At 46.0% G+C, this 19208-nt stretch carries 19 protein-coding genes, 1 tRNA gene and 1 pseudogene; 8 read left to right on the forward strand and 13 right to left on the reverse strand.

The genetic code is table 11. The features are described from left to right. The first annotated feature begins 9 nt into the window (after nt 1-9). Entirely contained in the window at nt 10-570 is a 561-nt protein-coding gene (locus tag IPL83_11070; protein ID MBK9039687.1) for a hypothetical protein, read from the forward strand. Nucleotides 571-772: 202 nt separating this feature from the next. On the opposite strand, the gene IPL83_11075 is transcribed toward IPL83_11070, so the two are convergent. The 5 genes from IPL83_11075 to IPL83_11095 all read right to left on the reverse strand — a co-directional run bounded on the left by IPL83_11075 (nt 773) and on the right by IPL83_11095 (nt 3052). Continuing rightward, the gene (locus IPL83_11075; protein MBK9039688.1) at nt 773-1000 is read right to left on the reverse strand and encodes a site-specific integrase; all 228 of its coding nucleotides are present in this window, start codon (nt 998-1000) and stop codon (nt 773-775) included. Nucleotides 1001-1543: 543 nt separating this feature from the next. Further along, nucleotides 1544-1618: transfer RNA gene (locus IPL83_11080), tRNA-His, on the reverse strand. A 318-nt stretch (nt 1619-1936) separates the two neighbouring features. Continuing rightward, nucleotides 1937-2431: a FecR domain-containing protein gene (locus IPL83_11085; protein ID MBK9039689.1), complete on the reverse strand. Its 495-nt coding sequence runs from the start codon at nt 2429-2431 to the stop codon at nt 1937-1939. Next, nucleotides 2421-2750 carry a hypothetical protein gene (locus tag IPL83_11090; protein ID MBK9039690.1) on the reverse strand — a complete coding sequence of 110 codons (330 nt, stop codon included), beginning with the start codon at nt 2748-2750 and terminating at the stop codon, nt 2421-2423. Before IPL83_11090 ends, IPL83_11085 begins: the two co-directional genes overlap by 11 nt. Further along, nucleotides 2747-3052 (reverse strand): hypothetical protein, encoded by a 306-nt coding sequence (locus IPL83_11095; protein ID MBK9039691.1) that lies wholly within the window; start codon nt 3050-3052, stop codon nt 2747-2749. The genes IPL83_11090 and IPL83_11095 overlap by 4 nt, the downstream gene beginning before the upstream one ends. 388 nt (nt 3053-3440) lie before the next feature. On the opposite strand from IPL83_11095, the gene IPL83_11100 reads away from it, so the two are divergent. Beyond that, nucleotides 3441-3809 carry a hypothetical protein gene (locus tag IPL83_11100; protein MBK9039692.1) on the forward strand — a complete coding sequence of 123 codons (369 nt, stop codon included), beginning with the start codon at nt 3441-3443 and terminating at the stop codon, nt 3807-3809. 17 nt (nt 3810-3826) lie between these two features. Beyond that, entirely contained in the window at nt 3827-4045 is a 219-nt protein-coding gene (locus IPL83_11105; protein MBK9039693.1) for a hypothetical protein, read from the forward strand. Nucleotides 4046-4149: 104 nt separating this feature from the next. On the opposite strand, the pseudogene dnaK reads toward IPL83_11105, so the two are convergent. The 4 genes and pseudogenes from dnaK to IPL83_11125 form a co-directional block, all read right to left on the reverse strand. Next, nucleotides 4150-6055 (reverse strand): annotated as a pseudogene (dnaK, locus tag IPL83_11110) (molecular chaperone DnaK). Between the two features lie 86 nt (nt 6056-6141). Then, a complete protein-coding gene (gene dnaJ / locus IPL83_11115; protein MBK9039694.1) occupies nt 6142-7239 on the reverse strand; it encodes a molecular chaperone DnaJ in 1098 nt (365 codons plus the stop codon). Between the two features lie 208 nt (nt 7240-7447). Continuing rightward, on the reverse strand, nt 7448-8227 hold the full coding sequence (locus tag IPL83_11120) for a hypothetical protein (protein ID MBK9039695.1): 780 nt from the start codon (nt 8225-8227) through the stop codon (nt 7448-7450). A 229-nt stretch (nt 8228-8456) separates the two neighbouring features. Continuing rightward, on the reverse strand, nt 8457-9002 hold the full coding sequence (locus IPL83_11125) for a prepilin-type N-terminal cleavage/methylation domain-containing protein (protein MBK9039696.1): 546 nt from the start codon (nt 9000-9002) through the stop codon (nt 8457-8459). A gap of 589 nt (nt 9003-9591) precedes the next feature. Here IPL83_11125 and clpS point away from each other — a divergent pair. The 3 genes from clpS to IPL83_11140 all read left to right on the forward strand — a co-directional run bounded on the left by clpS (nt 9592) and on the right by IPL83_11140 (nt 12971). Further along, on the forward strand, nt 9592-10005 hold the full coding sequence (gene clpS, locus IPL83_11130; protein ID MBK9039697.1) for an ATP-dependent Clp protease adapter ClpS: 414 nt from the start codon (nt 9592-9594) through the stop codon (nt 10003-10005). Between the two features lie 12 nt (nt 10006-10017). Then, on the forward strand, nt 10018-12291 hold the full coding sequence (gene clpA / locus IPL83_11135; protein ID MBK9039698.1) for an ATP-dependent Clp protease ATP-binding subunit ClpA: 2274 nt from the start codon (nt 10018-10020) through the stop codon (nt 12289-12291). A 386-nt stretch (nt 12292-12677) separates the two neighbouring features. Beyond that, the gene (locus IPL83_11140) at nt 12678-12971 is read left to right on the forward strand and encodes a hypothetical protein (protein ID MBK9039699.1); all 294 of its coding nucleotides are present in this window, start codon (nt 12678-12680) and stop codon (nt 12969-12971) included. On the opposite strand, the gene IPL83_11145 is transcribed toward IPL83_11140, so the two are convergent. After that, nucleotides 12952-13356, reverse strand: coding sequence for a DUF3307 domain-containing protein (locus IPL83_11145; GenBank protein MBK9039700.1), 405 nt, complete (start codon nt 13354-13356; stop codon nt 12952-12954). The two genes, IPL83_11140 and IPL83_11145, sit on opposite strands and share 20 nt — an antisense overlap. Nucleotides 13357-13484: 128 nt before the next feature. Here IPL83_11145 and IPL83_11150 point away from each other — a divergent pair, with 128 nt between their 5' ends. Continuing rightward, entirely contained in the window at nt 13485-14249 is a 765-nt protein-coding gene (locus IPL83_11150) for a hypothetical protein (protein MBK9039701.1), read from the forward strand. A 16-nt stretch (nt 14250-14265) separates the two neighbouring features. Here IPL83_11150 and IPL83_11155 read toward each other — a convergent pair whose 3' ends face one another. Further along, on the reverse strand, nt 14266-14742 hold the full coding sequence (locus IPL83_11155) for a hypothetical protein (protein MBK9039702.1): 477 nt from the start codon (nt 14740-14742) through the stop codon (nt 14266-14268). Between the two features lie 109 nt (nt 14743-14851). Here IPL83_11155 and sohB point away from each other — a divergent pair, with 109 nt between their 5' ends. Further along, entirely contained in the window at nt 14852-15874 is a 1023-nt protein-coding gene (gene sohB / locus IPL83_11160) for a protease SohB (protein MBK9039703.1), read from the forward strand. Between the two features lie 31 nt (nt 15875-15905). Here the strand turns inward: sohB and IPL83_11165 are convergent, their stop codons facing one another. Then, entirely contained in the window at nt 15906-18320 is a 2415-nt protein-coding gene (locus IPL83_11165) for a hypothetical protein (GenBank protein MBK9039704.1), read from the reverse strand. Nucleotides 18321-18387: 67 nt separating this feature from the next. After that, on the reverse strand, nt 18388-18867 hold the full coding sequence (greA, locus tag IPL83_11170; protein MBK9039705.1) for a transcription elongation factor GreA: 480 nt from the start codon (nt 18865-18867) through the stop codon (nt 18388-18390). Between the last annotated feature and the right edge of the window lie 341 nt (nt 18868-19208).

Here is a 19208-nt window from a genome sequence, read left to right on the forward strand (position 1 = left end):
GGCCAAGCCTTGAGAGTCTCACTGGTCAAACCAGTGGCTTACCTGTCAGCGAGTCACCAGTATATTGAGAACACAATTCCATCGGTTGAAGCCGCCTATAAGTTAGGGGCTACTATAGGCCACATCAACCTAAGAAAGACAGCAGACAACAAGCTTGCTGTTTTTCATGAAGAAGACCTCAGCTGTCGTACTGATGGTTCTGGTAATTTAAGCCAGAGTACGATGGCTTATCTTAAGCAACTCGATGTCGGGTATGGATACACGCCTGACAAAGGCATCTCCTATCCTACAAGAGGTTTGGGAAAAGGCATGATGCCCACTTTTGAAGAGGTACTATCTGCTTTTCCTGATCGGCAGTTGGCAATCAATGTAAAATCTGAAGATGAAACGACAGCGAAATTGATCGAAGAAATTCTCGCAAAATATCCATCGCTGGACCGAAAAACCATTTTTTATATTGGTGGCGCGAACGAATCGATTCAAAAAGTATGTCAACGGCACTCAATTGGTCGCAACGAAAGAGCAGCACTTAAGATGTTTTGGCGCGATTGCAAATGGCTCACAAATTAAGGCGAACTGTGAAGGTCTGTTGCTCGCCATACCACTTGGCTATATCAAACCGAACCTTCAAGATCTTCCTTCAATCATTTCGTCTCTGCACTCGGTAAATGCAAAGATCTGGGTTTGGGATGTCAATTCTCCCGAAGACGCCAAACTCTTAAAAGGCTTGTCACTTGATGCTGTAGGAACCTATCGAATTGACAAGACTATCTCAGAGCTGAAATAACTGCACTACACGACCCATAACAGCCTTGGGCGGCAAAATCTTGAGCGTTGCCGTTGCTCCTTCTATTTCCAATCCTGAGAGCCTTATAAATTTCTGCATTGCTTTTAGATCCTTCCAGCCACAGATTTTCATCACGACTACAAGGGCAACACTATCTCGCAAGAGTTGGGTGGCGAAGCACGCACGCAATGTATGGAATTTAATGGAGGTCATTCCAATGCCCTCACAAAACTGGCGGAGAATTCTTGCCGCCTCTCCACGCTGCCAAACGATTACTCTAGGGTAAACATATTTTCGATCACCTGCACCAGGTCGTTTACTCTTGATCTAGGCAATAGAAAACCTAACTGAATGCCGTTGAGCGGAAGAATTCTAGTTTTTGCGCCTAGAGAATCTACCAAATCACCAAGATCTAGTGTAGGTCTTTTCGGGCACAGTGAAATATGCCAACGCCAGCTCGGGCGAAAGAGAGTGGACGGGATCCGGGGTCAAGACAAGCAAGGATAAGCATGGTCCCGCATGAGAATTGCCACGGATACTTGAGTTTGTAAACATTGACGACCAGAAATCTCAAGCTGAACGCCCCAACTTGTGGGATGAGCACACAACCATAGATCCGGGTGAGAGTTGTAAGTCTCTATATGAGCTGTAATAGCCGACTTGGATCACGAAAATTTTTGCGCAATACAAATACGGGTAAATCACAAATTTTCATTTACATTCCTATTTTTTTTTTGAATCTGGGGCTCTAAAAAATGGGGCGACCGACGGGGCTCGAACCCGCGACAACCGGAATCACAATCCGGGGCTCTGCCACTGAGCTACGGCCGCCACAAAATAACAGTGACTGTTTATAAAAAATTGAACCCTAAATATCAACTGAGTTAAATATAATACAATGCATTAAGCTTCAGCGCTGGCAATAAAGCCTGGATATGACTCACCTGAAACCCCTAGTAGTCGCAAGGTCCAACCCGCACACCCTTCGCTTGGCATTGCTCATGAAAATTTGCAGGAAGCCTTGTTTCATCAGCCCATTTTCCGTTGGCGTCACACCGCCTTCTCAGACAACTGACCTGAGCAAGATCCGTGCGGCAGTACTTTGCTCCCTTTGGATTGTTTTCGCAAGCCCAGTAGCATTGGTCAATTTCAGCTTGAGGCGATTGACATACAAAATTTGCAGCTCCTTTTGCCTTCAGGGCAACTGTCTTTCCTTTTGGCTTCTCTCCGACGGATGATTCCCCAATCCAATTGCTCAATTTCTTTGGCACTCATTTTATGAACCGGCGTCATGTATCCACGAGCGACAAATTCATTGATCTCTTTATCAGAAAAGACTTCCGCACTATTCGCCTCAACAACATAACTGGCATAGGTCCCATTGTTGATATCCAAAGATTGCGACTGGTCGGCATTGGCCAGAACAACAGATCCCGTCAAAGTTTCAACTTTAGTTATCTCTTTGTCCCCAATATCAAAACTGACCACAAAATCGGTTCCTCGCACTCCGGCAACAGCACTCTTTGTTCGAACCTTAAAGTAAGAACTCGTATCGCTCTTGTACTTCTGCTTAACTTTGCTCCTCACCTTGCCCTTGATCAAATCCAGCAAGGCTCGCCGATCTAGCTTGGAATCAGACTCCATACTCAGACATCAAAACTTCTGACTGGGGCTGAATATGAAGTTCATTCGCATCCTGAAATTCTATTCTGATCTCGGCCTGAGCCTCGGTCTTTACTGTGTCCTTCGTATGCACAGATATTCCGACACGAGCTGCGTGCTGCTTTCCAGAAGGCTCCACAAGCCAGGAATCGCCTTTGCTCCACATGACTTTTCCGATTTCACCACCGCGAGGCAAGGCTTCATTTGCCGCCGCTGAAGCCGGAGTTCGCTTTCCCTCAGGGACCTCCGAAGTCCCCTTCTTCTGAGAAATTTCGCAACCAGATGGGATTGGATCCTTCAATTGACAACTTGGTCTGGAACAACTGCGAACTCTGTTGCTGCCACACTTTTCGGAATAGAACGTAAGGCCAGTTTGGTTTTAGCATGAACTGCATTCAAGCCTCGGACAGTCGCAGGGATCTCCCGAGCCAGCAAAGATTGAACACAAACTCCAAAGACCAAGGCGAGCACTAATACCAAAAAGGACGATGGCAATAAACCCGAAATTCCAAAATGGGACAATTCGAGCTTGCCAAGGACACCGTCACGGCCTGTGAACACAAGCGTGCTCTCAAAGGCCTTCGCTATTATGCACTTAATCATGACTCAATTCTCCAACTTTCCAACTTAAGGTAGAAGATGTCAGCAACAAATGGGCGCCGCTCGCATCCCATATGAGTTTTCGACATCTCCTCTCTGCGACCTTAGTACCAGTTTGAGATTTTCAGAAATATAGATGTCAACTTGTCTCTGTTCAGCCCAAGCGCGGTAGGTTTTCGCCAAGTGAGACCTATATTTTTTCATATGGCTCCGGCATATGTCCCATGAAAAATAATTTTAGTTACACGTTCCCAGAAGGCAGAACCTCGCCGCTTGTCTAACACGGCAGTCAGAGTTATGGTTCCGCCCCTAGAGACAACGGAAAGGAATGAGACAATGAATTTGGACAGACCCTCCCTAAGACTTACTGTTTTTATCTTGAGTCTATGTTTTGCGACCAAAGCGAGCTCTCTATTCAGTCATGGAAACTGGAGATATCCTCTCTGAAGGCTCATTTAAGGCAAGCCTAGAGTCTCAATTTATCTCTGACGGAGATCGGGGTGTTAATTTGATTGGCCGAATTGATTCCTGGTTTAACCAGGACGCCAACCTAAGAGCCGTCGTGGGCTCCGGCACAACTGACTTCTATGCTGGCGGATTTTCAAATGGGTTCCTTATCCAGATACGGAGGGCCAGCCAGCAATCGGTCTCTCCTCGGGCATTATCTATGCAAGATACGACGGATTTGATTCCTCAAACAAAAATGAAGACATCGATGAAATATCTCTCCGCTTTCACCCTCTCATCAGTAAGAAGATAAAAACAGAAATTGGTGAAATGAACTCATATGCTTCCATTCCGATCGGTGTTTCATCCAGAGAGGGTGAAGGAAAATTCCCTGTCCAACTCACCGGCGGCGTTGAGTGGAAAACTGAACAATGGAAGAACATCACCTTTACAGGAGAAGTTGGTTTCAATGTACATGAAGCCTTCTCCTATTTGTCCCTCGGAGCCCGTGTCCAGTGGGACAATGAAAATGGTTTGTCACTGGATTAATATCTCAATTTGACGCGAAATCTGACACGAAATTTCTAGCGAAAAACCATCACAGGAGGCCCCACCCTTCCAAAAAGATATGCAGCAAAGAAAAGTCAGCTCAGTTAATTGACGTCCTTGTAATCTGCATCAATAACATCACCTGACTTGCTGTCACCCGAACCTCCGGATTCACTATCAGGAGCGCCGCCAGCACTCGCCTTGCCTTTTTGCTTTTCGTAAAGAAGACTGCTCAAAGTTTGACTTGAATTCGTCAGGCGATCAGTTGCTGACTTAAGATCGCCCACCGAAGCCCCTGTATTGTTCAGAACTCTTTTTGCTTCCTCGATTGCGTCCTCAATGGGTTTTCGATCTCCATCATTAAGGCTAGATTTATTATCAGCAACCAATTTCTCAGTTTGATAAATTAAATTATCCAAGTCGTTACGATGGATGATTGTCTCTTTCTTTCTTTTATCTTCATCAGCATGAAGTTCAGCGTCTTTCACCATACGCTGAATGTCATCCTCAGAAAGTCCTGACTTAGCGGTGATCTTAATCGCCTGTTCCTTGCCCGTCCCGACATCTTTAGCAGACACATTCAGGATACCGTTTGCATCGATGTCAAAAGTAACCTCGATCTGAGGCATGCCACGAGGGGATGGAGGAATTCCCACCAACTCAAAACGCCCCAGCGCCTTATTGTCACCCGCCAGCTCACGCTCGCCCTGCAACACATGAACATCAACGCTCGTCTGATTGTCAGCTGCTGTAGAAAAAGTCTGGCTCTTTCGAGTTGGAATTGTCGTGTTACGCTCAATTAACTTTGTCATCACTCCACCCAAGGTTTCAATACCCAGAGACAAAGGAGTCACGTCAAGGAGAAGTACATCTTTAACATCGCCCGCAAGTACACCACCCTGAACAGCGGCTCCAAGAGCCACCACTTCATCGGGATTTACCGAACGATTTGGCTCCTTTTTAAAAAAATCTTTTACAGCAGCTTGAACAGCTGGAATCCGAGTAGAACCACCAACTAAGACGACTTCATCGATATCGGAAATAGACATACCAGAATCAGCCAAAGCCTTTTTGCAAGGCTCCATAGTCCTCTTTACTAAATCCCCTGTTAACTGCTCAAACTTAGCCCGGGTCAATTTCATGTTCAGATGTTTCGGACCAGAGGCATCTGCAGTGATAAATGGAAGGTTGATTTCTGTTTCCTGGGCCGAACTCAACTCAACTTTGGCCTTTTCAGAGGCCTCTTTGAGGCGCTGAAGCGCCATCTTATCCGAGCGCAACTCGATTCCCTGATCCTTTTTGAACTCATCCATTATCCAAACAAGAATGCGTTCATCAAAGTTGTCACCACCCAGATGAGTGTCCCCGTTCGTCGCCTTAACCTCCACAACATTATCGCCAACCTCGAGAATGGAAATATCAAACGTACCTCCACCCAAATCAAAAACGACAATTTTCTGATCTTTTTTTCTTATCAAGCCCATAAGCGAGAGCCGCTGCAGTTGGCTCATTGATGATTCGCTTCACCTCAAGGCCGGCAATCCGACCAGCATCCTTCGTCGCCTGACGTTGAGCATCATTGAAGTAGGCTGGAACCGTGATCACCGCCTCGGTCACCTCATGGCCTAAATAATCCTCTGCAACTTTTTTTAGTTTACCCAAAATCAGCGCGGAGATTTCCTCCGGAGGGACGGCCTTACCGTTGATATCAAACGCAGAATCCGTACCTTTTTTGACGACCTTGTAAGGCACCAACCGACTCTCTTCGGAGACTTCCTCCAAACGTCGACCAATAAACCGTTTTGCCGAAAAAATCGTGTTTTCAGGATTTGTCACTGCTTGGCGCTTCGCAATTTGACCCACTAACTTTTGTCCATCTTTAGTAAAACCAACCACCGAAGGAGTCGTCCTCCCACCCTCTTCATTAACGAGAACCTTGGGCTCTCCGCCCTCCATGATAGCCACAACAGAGTTCGTCGTACCTAAATCAATCCCAATGATTTTTCCCATACTCACATACCCCTTATTCTAAAAATTTTACTCTTCACACCTTAACTTGGGTCGCCATTTTCAGCCGTCAAGATATAAGATTGAATTTAAAAACCAAACAGACCTTTGCCCTCAGACACTGACTCGCCTTTACTCCCAGCAATTTCACGCAGGAGCTGCTCTTCCTTCTTTCCCAATTTTTTTGGCATCTTCACTTCAATTTCCAAAATCAAATCACCACGACGTCCTCCCCGAAGCGAGGGGAATCCCTTGCCGCCGAGACGAATTCTGTCCCCGCTCGACGTCCCTCTAGGAATTTGCACCTTCTCCTGATCTACCACAGACTGGAAGTTAACCTCTGCACCCAAGAGAGCCTGGAGATAGCTAATCTCTAAACCCCCAATGAGATGTTCTTCCTGCCGTCGAAAAGACTCTTCTTCCGTCACATCAATTTCGACATACAAATCGCCACTGGGGCCTCCCAAAAAACCGCCTTCTCCTTCATTCGACAATCTCAACTGAGTCCCCTTATCAACACCTGCAGGAACATTGATCATCATTTCGCGTTTTTTTTCTATCCGGCCACGGCCATGGCATTGCACACAGGGGTCTTTAATCACCCGACCCTGCCCTTTGCAATCAGGACAAGTTGTGGCCATTGAAAAAAAACCCTGACGCCGAACGACCTGCCCAGACCCCCCACAAGTCAAACAATTCTCCGGTTCTGTTCCTGTTTTGGCTCCGCTCCCCCGGCAAGGCTCACAATCAACCCCCGAAAGAAATTCCACCTTATGCTGAGCCCCCAACATCACATCTCGGTAACTGATTTCCAAAAGATACCTGAGATCACGCCCTCTTCGAGGACGATTTCGCTGCTGAGTCGACCGCTGAGCTCCTCCACCAAAAAAGTCACCAAAAATATCACCAAAAGCACTAAAAACGTCGTTCACATCAGAAAAACCTGCCCCGCCACTTTGCGGACCGTCAACTCCTGCCCGACCAAATCGATCATAGCGAGAACGCTTATCAGGGTTTCCGAGAACCTCATAGGCCCGAGCGGCCTCCTTAAATTTCTCTTCGGCGACTTTATCTCCAGGATTTTTGTCAGGATGAAACTGCATCGCCATTTTTCGATAGGCTTTCTTAATTGTCGACTGATCTGCCTCGCGGCCCACTCCAAGCACCTGATAATAATCTCCGCTCATATCCCACCTATTTAAAAAGACTACGCGAGGCTCCGATCCGGGCCAGACACACCCGATCAACTTGGGATTTTCTCTAGCCACGTCAAGGCCAACACAACGAATATTCTCATATTTTAACTAAAAATCGGCAGGGGACTCCAGATGAAGGACAAAAGGATCAGGTTTGCCCTGAAAATCCAAACATTATCAGGGGGTGGTGGCCTGCCCTTTATTTCTTTAAATCCGCTGAATCAGATGGGGTTAGCGATGAAATGCCTCTCTCCTTGCGGAGGATGGCCTCAACTTCTGCCAGCCTCTGCTTTGCACGCAAAGGCACCTCGTCAGGGGGGAATTTTTGTATGTATTCCTCTACGACTGCCTTTCCTAGCTCAGCCAGGCCAGCCTGGGAGTAAACGTGGGTTGCCAAAAAATAGACCCATCCAGGAGCTCCCGAATCTCCGGCTTGCTTAAGAAGCCTGGCCCCTTTCTCTAAGTTTCCTGTCTCAAAAAGAGCATGATAGGCGGCCGTATAAGAGATCTGCCAAACTCGAGGAAAAGCAACAACCCCTTTGTCAAAAATGATCTCCGCTCCTTCCCGGTCATCAACAAGGATACTCAATCCTGTCGCCCCCATGGTGTACACGATTTCAAACTTTGGACTCAGATCAGTTATTTCATTTAGCATATGAAAAGCCCAGCCCTTCTTGCATTGGGCTGGCGACTTCGGAGTGCCAGTAGGGTCCGTTTGGACGGACGATTTGGGTTCATCAAACTGACTGACCTGAGCTGTCACAGCTGTCGCCCCACAAAATTCCATGTCCTGGATGCTTCTAATCCAGAGGCTGTCGGCGATGGAATCTCCATAGCCAAAAGTAAAATGTTCGATGTTCTCAGGAGGGAGAAGCATTGGATGGCGATCCTCGGATTGATTCGCCACTTGCATACCGAAATAATACGTCCCGTAAAAAGATCCGAAGACTGCAACTATATAGTACAAAACAGTTTTCATGTCCCTTTTTCCTCGAGTCCAAAACGAAGAAGAACCGAATCAAAACCTATGGACCCCGCACCCCAGTCATCATGATTCCACAACTGCGAATAAGTCACAATTCATTTTACTCAATTGCAATGAAAGTCCGCTCACACTCCGAACCGATCTAAATAAAAAACAAGGAAGCTCTGATGGCTTCCTCGTTTCGAACTAACTCTTCTAAGAAAAGACCTGGTGAATAACTGGTCTACAGATCCACGATAGAGTTGAGAAGAGTTTTATCTTCTGCCATCGACCAAGTGTCTCGAATGGCATCATCACCATCAATATCACCAGATGCAATCGCTGTGAAAACTGTTGTAGTGGGAGGAACGTCACCGGCGATAGCGACGAAGGCTAGACCGAATGGAGTTTCTGTGCAGTTTGTAGAAGCTGGGCAATACACGGAAGTATTGAACTGAACAGAAGCCGCACCCGCTGCAACGCCTGGACCTTGATAACCGATGATATTAACTACGCCACCACCAGAGAAACCAACTCGGAAGCGTAAGTTACCGTTGGGGTCGTATCCGATATTTCGGAAATCTCCAAGGTAAGTTCCCCACTCCATTTTGTAGGTTTTCTCAGCAGTATACAATCCCGAGAGAAGTGTTTTTGCTTCGGATTGTCTCGCTTTAGCTTGGAAACGCTGGAAGCTTGGAACTGCAACCGCAGCTAAAATACCAATGATTGCTACCACAATCATCAGCTCGATCAGAGAAAAGCCCTTTGCGTTATTAGTAATTCTTTTCATTATTCCTCCTTATTACGTTCTGGTTTATTTCACCATACAGTTTTAGTTTATTTACCCTCTTACTTCATACTTCCTAATTCAAAATTTAAAAGTTTCACTTCTTCTCATATTTTCATTTCTTCTCAATCTGTCACTCCCTATCGAACCTTTCAGAGAATTTCTTTACCTGAGTCTTGAATATTCTTAAGAGCAAACTCGATGCCGAAAATATGTTTTGTTTTGAATCATCATTTTTTGATTTGAAACAGATTGCTATCCCAATCATAATTCATTTTGAGAATATTCCCTCTGCCCACTTCCTCCGTAAAATCAATATACAGTCCCCAACCCCTTGCAACTCGGGAGTTTTTCAACTGAGTAAAAGTTTATGGCATCTGGCTGACAGGGGGAAGTGACAATATCCGTCAATTTCTTCGGTCAAGTGCCAGACCGATGTCCTGAAATGATGCAAAAACAAGAAGCAGCGCCACGTGCAGCCCGGCTCTAACTCCTCTTTACAAAAGCAGAATTGGACTCATAATAGAACAGGTGGTGCCTTGAGGTATTTTTTAGTATCCCGATTTTCGGAGATCCATTTGGGAGGAACGAAATGCGAATCTGGTCCAAGGTCTTAAGTGGCGTTCGGGCTTTAAGCCCAGCATTGGGGGGAGGCTTGCCTCCAGTTAGAATAGATGGGGGTCCTCTGTTTGCTTCGGAAAACGACACAGGATCTCAAACTGGCACACTGACCAAATCGAAATCTAAAACAAAGGAACCTTCCCTTTATAAGGTTGTTCTCCTCAACGATGACTTCACTCCTATGGACTTTGTGGTTCAGATCTTAAAAAAATTTTTTGGAAAATCTGAGGCTGAAGCTAACAATATCATGTTGCAAGTCCACAATCAGGGAGCTGGAGTTGCGGGGGTTTTTAGCCACGAAATCGCTGAAACAAAAGTTTATTTGGTCCATGAGTTCTCACGCCAGAGCCAACATCCCCTAAAATGCGTTATGGAGAAGACCTAAGAGGAGACTTCTATGATTGATCCAAAACTTGAAAGAGCTCTCAACTATGCGGTTGAGTCGGCTCGCGATGGCTTGTATGAATATGTGACATTAGAACATGTGTTGTTAGCTCTCATCGAAAAAGATGCGGACGCCATTGAGATTCTAGAAGCCTGTGGACTGAATCTAGTGGATCTCTCAAAAAACCTCAAATCCTTCATCATTAATCACTGTCCCAAATTGGAAAGTCCGCCTCATGCTAAAGAGGGAGAGTGGCGGCCTGAACTCACGATGGCCTTTCATCGCCTCCTGCAGCGGGCCGCTATCCAGGTACAGTCCTCAGGAAAGCGCGTAGTGACCAGCGCCAATCTCTTGGTGTCTTTGTTTAATGAGAAAGAGAGCCATGCCCTCTATTATTTGCAGGAGGAAGGACTCACTCATTATTCTTTGGTCAATTACATTTCTCATGGCCGAACATCTCTGCCTCCACCATCCCAAGACAACGATGACCAGAGAGCCATCGATGGCCTCCCTCCCTCTGAGGACAGCGGCCAAAAAAAATCCGCCCTCGAAGCCTTTTGCTCCAATCTCAATGAAAAGGCCAGAGCCGGAAAAACTGACCCACTCGTTGGACGTGAAGATGTCTTGGATCGGGTCATTCAGGTTCTTGCAAGAAGAACGAAGAACAATCCTCTGCTCATCGGAGAAGCTGGAGTTGGAAAGACCGCTATTGCTGATGGGCTCGCGCAAAGAATTGTTGAAAACAAGGTTCCCGATGTTCTAAGTGATTGCGTGATTTATTCCTTAGACTTGGGTTCACTTCTTGCTGGCACTAAATACCGGGGTGATTTTGAAGAGCGACTCAAGGCCGTTGTCGGCGAATTGAAAAAGCAAAATCATGCCATTTTGTTTATTGATGAAATTCATACAGTCATTGGGGCGGGAAGTACATCTGGCGGAACTATGGACGCCTCGAATTTGCTCAAACCAGCACTCACTGATGGCAGTCTCGCCTGTATTGGATCAACAACGTACAAAGAGTATAAAAATCATTTTGAGAAGGACCGGGCGCTCGCGCGCCGTTTTCAAAAAATAGAGGTCAAGGAACCAACGATCGAAGAAGCGATTAAAATTCTAGAGGGTTTACAAAGTCACTACGAAAAGTACCACAATGTTAAATTTGCTAAGGGTGCCATTCGAGTGGCAGTTGAGTTGTCGGCAAAATATATCCAGGGACGCCACTTGCCTGATAAGGCAATTGATATCATTGACGAAGTTGGTGCCTCCGCTCGAATACGTGCCTTAAATAGCGAAACAAGAGTTATTCGGGCCGCTGACATTGAAAGGGTCGTGAGTGCCATGACCCAAATCCCAGTTGAATCCGTTTCTCAAAACGACAAAGAACTCTTGCGCAGTTTAAGACCAAAATTGGAGTCGCTTATTTTCGGGCAAGATAGTGCCATTAAAAAGCTGGTCCTGGCCGTCAAAGTTGCACGTACGGGCCTGAGCAGAGAAGACAAACCAATTGGTTGCTACCTGTTTGCAGGGCCAACGGGAGTTGGCAAGACTGAGGTCGCCAAACAGCTCGCCCAGCACCTGGGAGTCCCATTTCTTCGCTTTGATATGAGCGAATACATGGAAAAGCACACAGTATCAAGATTGGTTGGGGCTCCTCCCGGGTATGTCGGCTATGAAGAAGGTGGACTGCTCACGGATGCTATCACTAAAAACCCCTACTCAGTTCTTTTGATGGATGAAATTGAAAAGGCTCATCCCGATTTGATTAACATTCTTTTACAAGTCATGGACAACGGTAAACTCACGGATTCAAACGGTCGCGTGTCCGATTGTCGTCATGTGACCCTCATTATGACCACCAATGCTGGGGCCTTCGAGGCAAGCAAAGGAGGTTTGGGGATTAACCCAGATCAGGGGAGCGCCCGCTCCATAGAAGCGATCAAAAGGCTCTTTCGTCCTGAATTCCTCAATCGTCTCGATGCAACAGTAGAATTTCGCAATCTTGATAAGCCAATCCTTCTCAAAGTTGTCCGGAAGTTTGTCAATGAACTCGCCGAGCAGCTCAAAAAAAGAAAAATCAAATTAGATGTTTCCGATTCCGCAATAGAGTGGCTATTTAATAAAGGCCATGATCCAGCATATGGAGCCCGACCCTTTGCTCGAATTGTTGATGAGCATCTGAAACGCCCCCTCGTTGACGATATTCTGTTTGGTTCCCTCGAAAAGGGAGGCTCTGTTGTGGCGACCGAAGAAAAGGGTGAGCTCCACTTGGAAAAAAAGGGCCGTTGAGGACTGAGAGATATGTGAACGGGCCCACTTGATTGTTGTTCCAAACTCCAAGGGCGCCTGGCTGAAGCAAATCTCAGGAGTCCAGGATCTTCAAACATGCGTCCGGCAGCAGCGCTCACGTTGTGAGCACTGCACCAAGCCGAACTCGATCCTGAACCCCTGAGATTTACTTCAGCCAGCTCCCTGTGTCTCTTCTTGGACACAACCGAATCACCGAGAGCTTGCGGGCCACTACCAAGGATTCCAACTTCGGGTCGAACATGACATATAATCTTTAAGGCTTCTGGAGGTTTTCGTTGTACACTAGGTTTTGCGGATGTGGCGATTGATATTGACCTCCCCTTGGTCGGCATTCGATTCATGCAAAAATCAATAATCTGTCGTCCATGACAAATGACAGTGGAAGCTTCGAGAAGAAGGATCTTGCTTTTAATGCAGCGGCTGGCCCGCAAGCCCTCGGTGATTCGGTTGTGTCCAAGAGACACAGGGAGCTGGCTGAAGTAAATCTCAGGGGTTCAGGATCGAGTTCGGCTTGGTGCAGTGCTCACAACGTGAGCGCTGCTGCCGGACGCATGTTTGAAGATCCTGGACTCCTGAGATTTGCTTCAGCCAGGCGCCCTTGGAGTTTGGAACAACAATCAAGAATCAAGTGTGGCCCGTTTAGCACGATCCGGATGTGACAATGACCCACACAATAAACATGTGCGTAAGATGGTGAACCATTTGGTCGAACCCCAGACAGTTCCAAAAAGATGGCTTGTCTCGGTCATTAAAGCGCCCGAGGTAACGAGGTCCCGATTTAATGCGGTCCATGAAAAAGTGAACGACAAAATCGACTACACTCAGCCACCACAATCGAGGACAGAGATAAAACACCAAAGACGCTGTCAAAACTGCATGAACCGTGCAATGAACGGTCAAGGGTACGATAAACTCCCAACCGGCTCGAGTCTTTTTGAGCATGTATTCAACTTGCAAAGGAAAATCAGCCAAAAAATGTTTCAGCTGGAAAAATACCAGCAGGAGAAAGCTGAGTTCGAGTTGAGTCCATTTTCCCGAGTCCATTTTTGCCTCTATCGACAATTACTCATCGGAAATCCTTATTTCCCGATTGAATAAAAGATCCCTTTAGGGACTGAAGGCCTGAAGCCGCGATTGACTTAGGTCCAGACTCAGGCCAGATTATATCCTTTATGACCAATAACACCGTCCCCACTCCCACTTCCCCTAAAATAAACACCAAGGAGAATCCTCTCGTCGCTATTTTTTTGACGATTGCCCTCCCGGTTGCTGTGCTCAACCAACTGACCAAAAGGTTCGGCGAGAGCGGTCCCCTCGTTGCTTTGGTTTTGGCCTTGGCCTTCCCAATTGGGTACGCAATTTGGGACTATTTGAATCGCCGCCACAAAAGCTGGATGGCTCTTCTGGGAGTAGTTAATCTCTTACTGACCGGAGGCCTCGCTCTGATAAAGCCCGAAGGAATCTGGTTTGCCGTAAAAGAGGCGGCGTTCCCTTTTGTGCTCGGGGTTGGAGTCCTATTTTCGGCCTTTACCGAAAAGCCTCTGATGAAAATAATGACTTATAATTTGCCTGTGCTTGATATCAAACTTATTGATGAGCGCCTTCGAGAGCTCGGAACAGAAAGCCACTTCATGGCACATCTGCGACGGTCGACTCAATATTTTGCTTTGTCTTTTTTTATCAGTAGTTTTTTAAATTTTATTCTGGCCTTTCGAATATTTGTCTCAATTGATCCAAAGCTATCGGATCTTGAACAAAGCACAATTCTCAATGACCAAATAGCTCGGATGACCTGGATGGGCTTCGTCGTTATCGCTTTGCCTCTCATGGGTTTTTCAATGCTGGTCATGTGGCATTTGATACGAGGGATAAAGCGCCTTACAGGCCTGACTTTCACGCAAATTTTGCCGAACGAACAGCCACCGCCTCACCCTTAGATTTCAAAAAAAATCTCTAACGCAAGTCCTCAATAGGATCAGAAAGGCCTACGTCCTCATTTTCTGGAACAAGATTGGCAGATTCGCGAATTTTTTCCAAACTCCTACGCCTTCTCACATAGGCTTGGCGCGCGACATCCTCCAGACGCTCTTTGTCCTTTTGCATCTTCAAATACTCGGGCTCAAAATCTTCCGGAGGAGACTTCTTTCCCTGGAGAATCTTATACTCGCGTCGAAACTCTTCATATTTTCCATCTTCTACCAATCGTTTTTGACGATACTCATCTGCTGAATCAAGCAAATCACTCAACTGCCGCTTTCTGTTTTCACGATGGATATAAAAGTCCTTGAAACGCTCGTTGAGATCTCGTACCTTTACATCGAACTCAGCCTTGTCTAATTCAGGCCGATTGTTCTGAGCGATCGCTGGCAGAACAAAGTTTGAAACCAAAAGAAACAGAGTTGTTATTCCTGATACGATTGTTATTGTCATACCCCTGATTTTGCCCGAATGTACCCGAAAAGGAAAATTTTCAAGGGTTTCCTCTCGACCTAAATCGAGAGTGGACCTATGTTATCATTTTCAAAGAAAGCAGGAGTCCATGGAGTACCTATTTGAAGTCGGCGTTTTCGCTGCAAAGATCGCTGTCATCGTCGCAGGCTTTCTCGTTGTCATTATTGGCATCGCCCTATTGGTTTCTCGAAAGCAACAAGAACAGAGGGAACATCTAGATATCTACAATTTGGGGGAGAAACTAACCGGTTACGCCAATCTTCTAAAGATGTCCATTTTTACTAAAAAGGAATGGAAGGAAGAACTCAAGCGACAAAAGGAGGATTTAAAATCAAAGTCAAAAAATGAAAAGACCGAGAAAAAAGCTCGTGTTTTCGTACTCGAGTTTGACGGAGATATGAAAGCTGATCAAGTGGATCGGCTACGCCAGGAAGTCTCTATTCTTATCTTGGCTATGAACCAAAATGACGAAGTCATTGTGAAGATTGAAAGCCCGGGGGGTATGGTTCACGGATACGGATTGGCTGCGGCACAGCTGATGAGATTCCGTCAGAAATCAATACCTTTGACTGTTTGTGTGGATAAAGTTGCTGCGAGCGGAGGCTACCTCATGGCTTGCACCGGAGATCGCATCCTGGCCGCCCCGTTTGCTATTGTCGGATCCATTGGCGTAGTGGCACAGGTGCCTAATTTTAATCGCTTTCTAAAAAAACACAATGTTGACTACGAAGAAATCACTGCCGGAGAATACAAGCGCACGATCAGCATGTTAGGGGAAATAACCGACAAGGGTCGACGCAAATTCACAGAGCAGATCGAAGACACGCATCTTCTCTTCAAAGAATTCGTTCACAAATGTCGCCCCCAGCTCAATCTTGCAACTGTAGCAACCGGCGAGCACTGGTTTGGCGAAAGAGCGCTCAGCCTTGGTTTAATAGATGAAATCAAAACGAGCGACGAACTTGTAATGGAAAAAATGAAGGAAAAGGATATTTTTTATTTGGAAATGAAGGAGAAAAAAACTCTTGGTGATAAGCTCTCCAAAGCTTTTGGGCAAACAGCCCGTCTGATTCGCGATCAACTCCTTAGGATTTTTAACTACAGTACCTGAAAAAAGCAGTAGGTCAGATAGATTGGTCTTGTTATTTTTTGCCATCAGTCCCACTCTGATTTTTCTGACCTTGATCTCCCGTGACGTCCAACTTCTTGTTCGCCGTGTCTTCTGGAACAATTCTGCGAGCCGTCTCCATCACTTTTTTTCCGAGGGATTTAAATTTTTCTACGCCCTGCTCAGATATCTCTTTCACCAACAGCTCGCTGGAGCGTATGAATTCTACTGTATCCGGCTTCTTCAGCTCCGGACGACGCTCGCTCAACAATTGCAACATGGCTGCACTTGGCCGAACTTGAACATAATCCAAGGAGCCCGCAACCTCCCAGCGCATTTTCTTAATCTTCGGAAAATCGACGACAATATCTCCAGTCAATCTGCGAGAGTCATCCCATTTTCCGTTTGAAGAAAGCACAATCTTGCCAGGTGCACTGGCCCTAACCTTCTCCCAACTTCCGCTGTTCCGAGAAAGCTGCATTTTTCCGCTCACATCCGAGAGCCCAACGCCGTCATCAAAGTTCAATTCATCCAGAAATAAAGGCCTAAAAGCCTGATAAAATCGTTCATCCGCTGGGAAACTGATTTTCTTTGCCCTGACCAGCGATGAAAATGAATTGTTAACAAAATCTGTTTTCATCTTTATGCCCTGAAGTCTCCAGCCACTACCTTTGATCTCAGCTATGCCTACATCACCTCTCCAAAATGATACATCCCCATTTTCAACACGAGCTTGACCAAAGGCCGATAGGCGGCTTATTTCACCACCCACCATTAAATTCTGAATCGATTTGTTGAATTCCAAACGATCAATGGCCATCTGAATTGCACCACTTCGAAAGTCACGATCCACATTAAATGTCAATTGCCCTTTGAAATCTCCACCCTCCAATTGCATGTCAAAAAGGTTTCCCGATATCCTCTCCTTTTTTAGAATCAGCTCCCCCTTTAAACTCTTGACAGGCTGCTTGCCCCGCACACCTCGATTTGAAAAGGACAGTTCAAGATCTCGGATCTCGCCAGAAAATTTCACCTCCTGAGAAGACTCGTAAATCAATTGACCGTCGAGAAGCCCAAAACGACTGAAAATCCCGCTGGGCCCAGTTCTTTGAAGAGCCTCAAGGGTTTTTTGAAGGTCAAGATCCTTCAGGTCTATCCGAAGTGGATCAAACATCGGAGTTCTCCAAGGGTACCAGGATCCCTCCAAAATATTGACAGAACCCATATCTCCTCTCATGAAGCAGGATTCTAATCGCAAAGGCTTGGTTTCTAAATCGAGAATTTCTCCTGAATAGGCCAAATGACAATTCAACCATAGGTACTTTGGCTGAATATCTTCACTGATGAAGCGACGATCCTTGAAAAAATTTAAAACAGGATTCAAAGGAATCTGCTTTTGATCAAGAGAGATCTGAGTCGTCAAAGAAAGCCAATCAACTTCAGCATTCCAGCGTAGGAGTCCCTCTTTATAGTTCCCCGAAATCTCAACCTGACTCAGGTCAGGGGCTAAAAAAATATGAAATGCCAGGGGCCGAGTTACAGGCCCTGCAGCATTACTGCTGACGGTTCCTGCATCAATGACGATTCCTCCCGATGCCTGTAAACCTTGGCGCTTACCCAGGTTCTTCCACGCAAAATGCGCGTTCTGAACAATCACCGTCCACTCACTACCTCTGCCATCAATAAACTCCAATCGCGGGACTGAAATAGAATCAAGAACGGATACAACTTGTTCTTCCCACTTCTGCAAACCCTGAGCGTATTTTTGAGCGACAACTTTGATAGAAACTGGATCCAAAGGGAAGTTCTTTGAAGATGAATCTACAAGTGAAAAAAACGACTTTTTCTTCGCCAGCTCTCCAACTGAAGACACCATCCTATCTCCAGGTTCGCTACCTTTCTCGGCTACTTGCCCTATTTCGCCCATTTGGTCTGCTTGGTTATTGCTCTGACTGCTTCTCTTGCCAGCCCCTTGGTCAAGAATATTTTGAGAGTCGAGTGGATCATATTCTTTTTGCGAGAAACAATTCCCTGGCAAATATTTAAGCTGGCTGTTTCCGAAATTCAGACTGGAAAAGTGCACTTTCTTGCTGATCAGAGCAGCGGGAGACAAAGGGATTCGAACATATTCAGATCTGAACTCTGACAAAGACTGACAGGCATCAGAGCTTTGTACTGAGACTTCATCAATAACAAGGCCTAACCAGGGCAACCAAGACCGTGAAAATTCGATCCGCGCCTTAGAAAACTCAATTCGAACAGGCAAGTCAGCACTATCCAGGGACTCTTCAATCCAATAGCGGATTTGCGCCGGACTCAATATTGTCTTCAGCAAAAATGCCACAACAAAAGCAAATGTTAAACCAACTGAGAAGAGAAGCCAACCACTACGAAATCCCACCAAGGGGAACTGCGACCCGCTATCTGAGCGAGAAAGGTGTCTTGCCAAATTTCACGCTCCAAGACTGAAAGGCTGATAAATGCACTGCCACATTTTCCAGAAAGCTGGGGATAAATCAAATATACCTGAAGTTGACCACTTCATACTCACGTTCCCCTTTTGGGCTCTTGAGTTCAATTAAGTCACCTGTTCGCTTCCCAATCATTGATCGCGAAAGCGGAGAAAATACGGAAATTTTACCTGCCTTTACGTCAGCCTCATCTTCACCGACAATTTGGTAGGTAACCTCTTCCTCAGATTCAAGGTCACGAAGCACAACAGTCGTCCCAAAGACAATGCGATCAGCTTTTATGGATGTTGGTTCAACCACTTCTGCCGCCACCAGCTTTCCTTGAATTTCCGAAATTCGTGCCTCAATAAAGGCCTGGCGCTCCTTGGCCGCGTCATAATCCGCATTTTCGCTCAAATCACCATTTCCACGAGCCTCTTCTATTGCCCGAATAACACTGGGTCTCTCGACCTGAAGAAGACGTTTAAGTTCCGTTTCAAGTTTATTCTTACCCGCAAAGGTCATGGGCTGTTTATCAGTCGCCATTTCCACTCCCGTCAAAAGGTGATCCAAAAGGGGGCCATTATATTTAATTCTGCGGGGCAAACAATAGCAAAAGAGAAGAAAATCTTAAGGGAATGTAAATAGTTTAGATATCCTAAGGATTATGAGAGATCCCCTCAATCTAAATTCGTGAGGATTCATTCTCAAAGGCCTTTTAGAACACTTGAGAGGGAATTTTTGAAATTTTTTACCATACTCTCATTGGATGGCGGAAATTTGCTGCGACAGGACTTTGATCAGGTTTATGACACTTCCGATCAATAAAACAAAATAAATAAATAGGATCACTGCAACGGTTTCTAACTGGCCAGAGGGCGGGCCTT

This window comes from Bdellovibrionales bacterium, assembly GCA_016716765.1.
Taxonomy (GTDB): domain Bacteria; phylum Bdellovibrionota; class Bdellovibrionia; order Bdellovibrionales; family UBA1609; genus JADJVA01.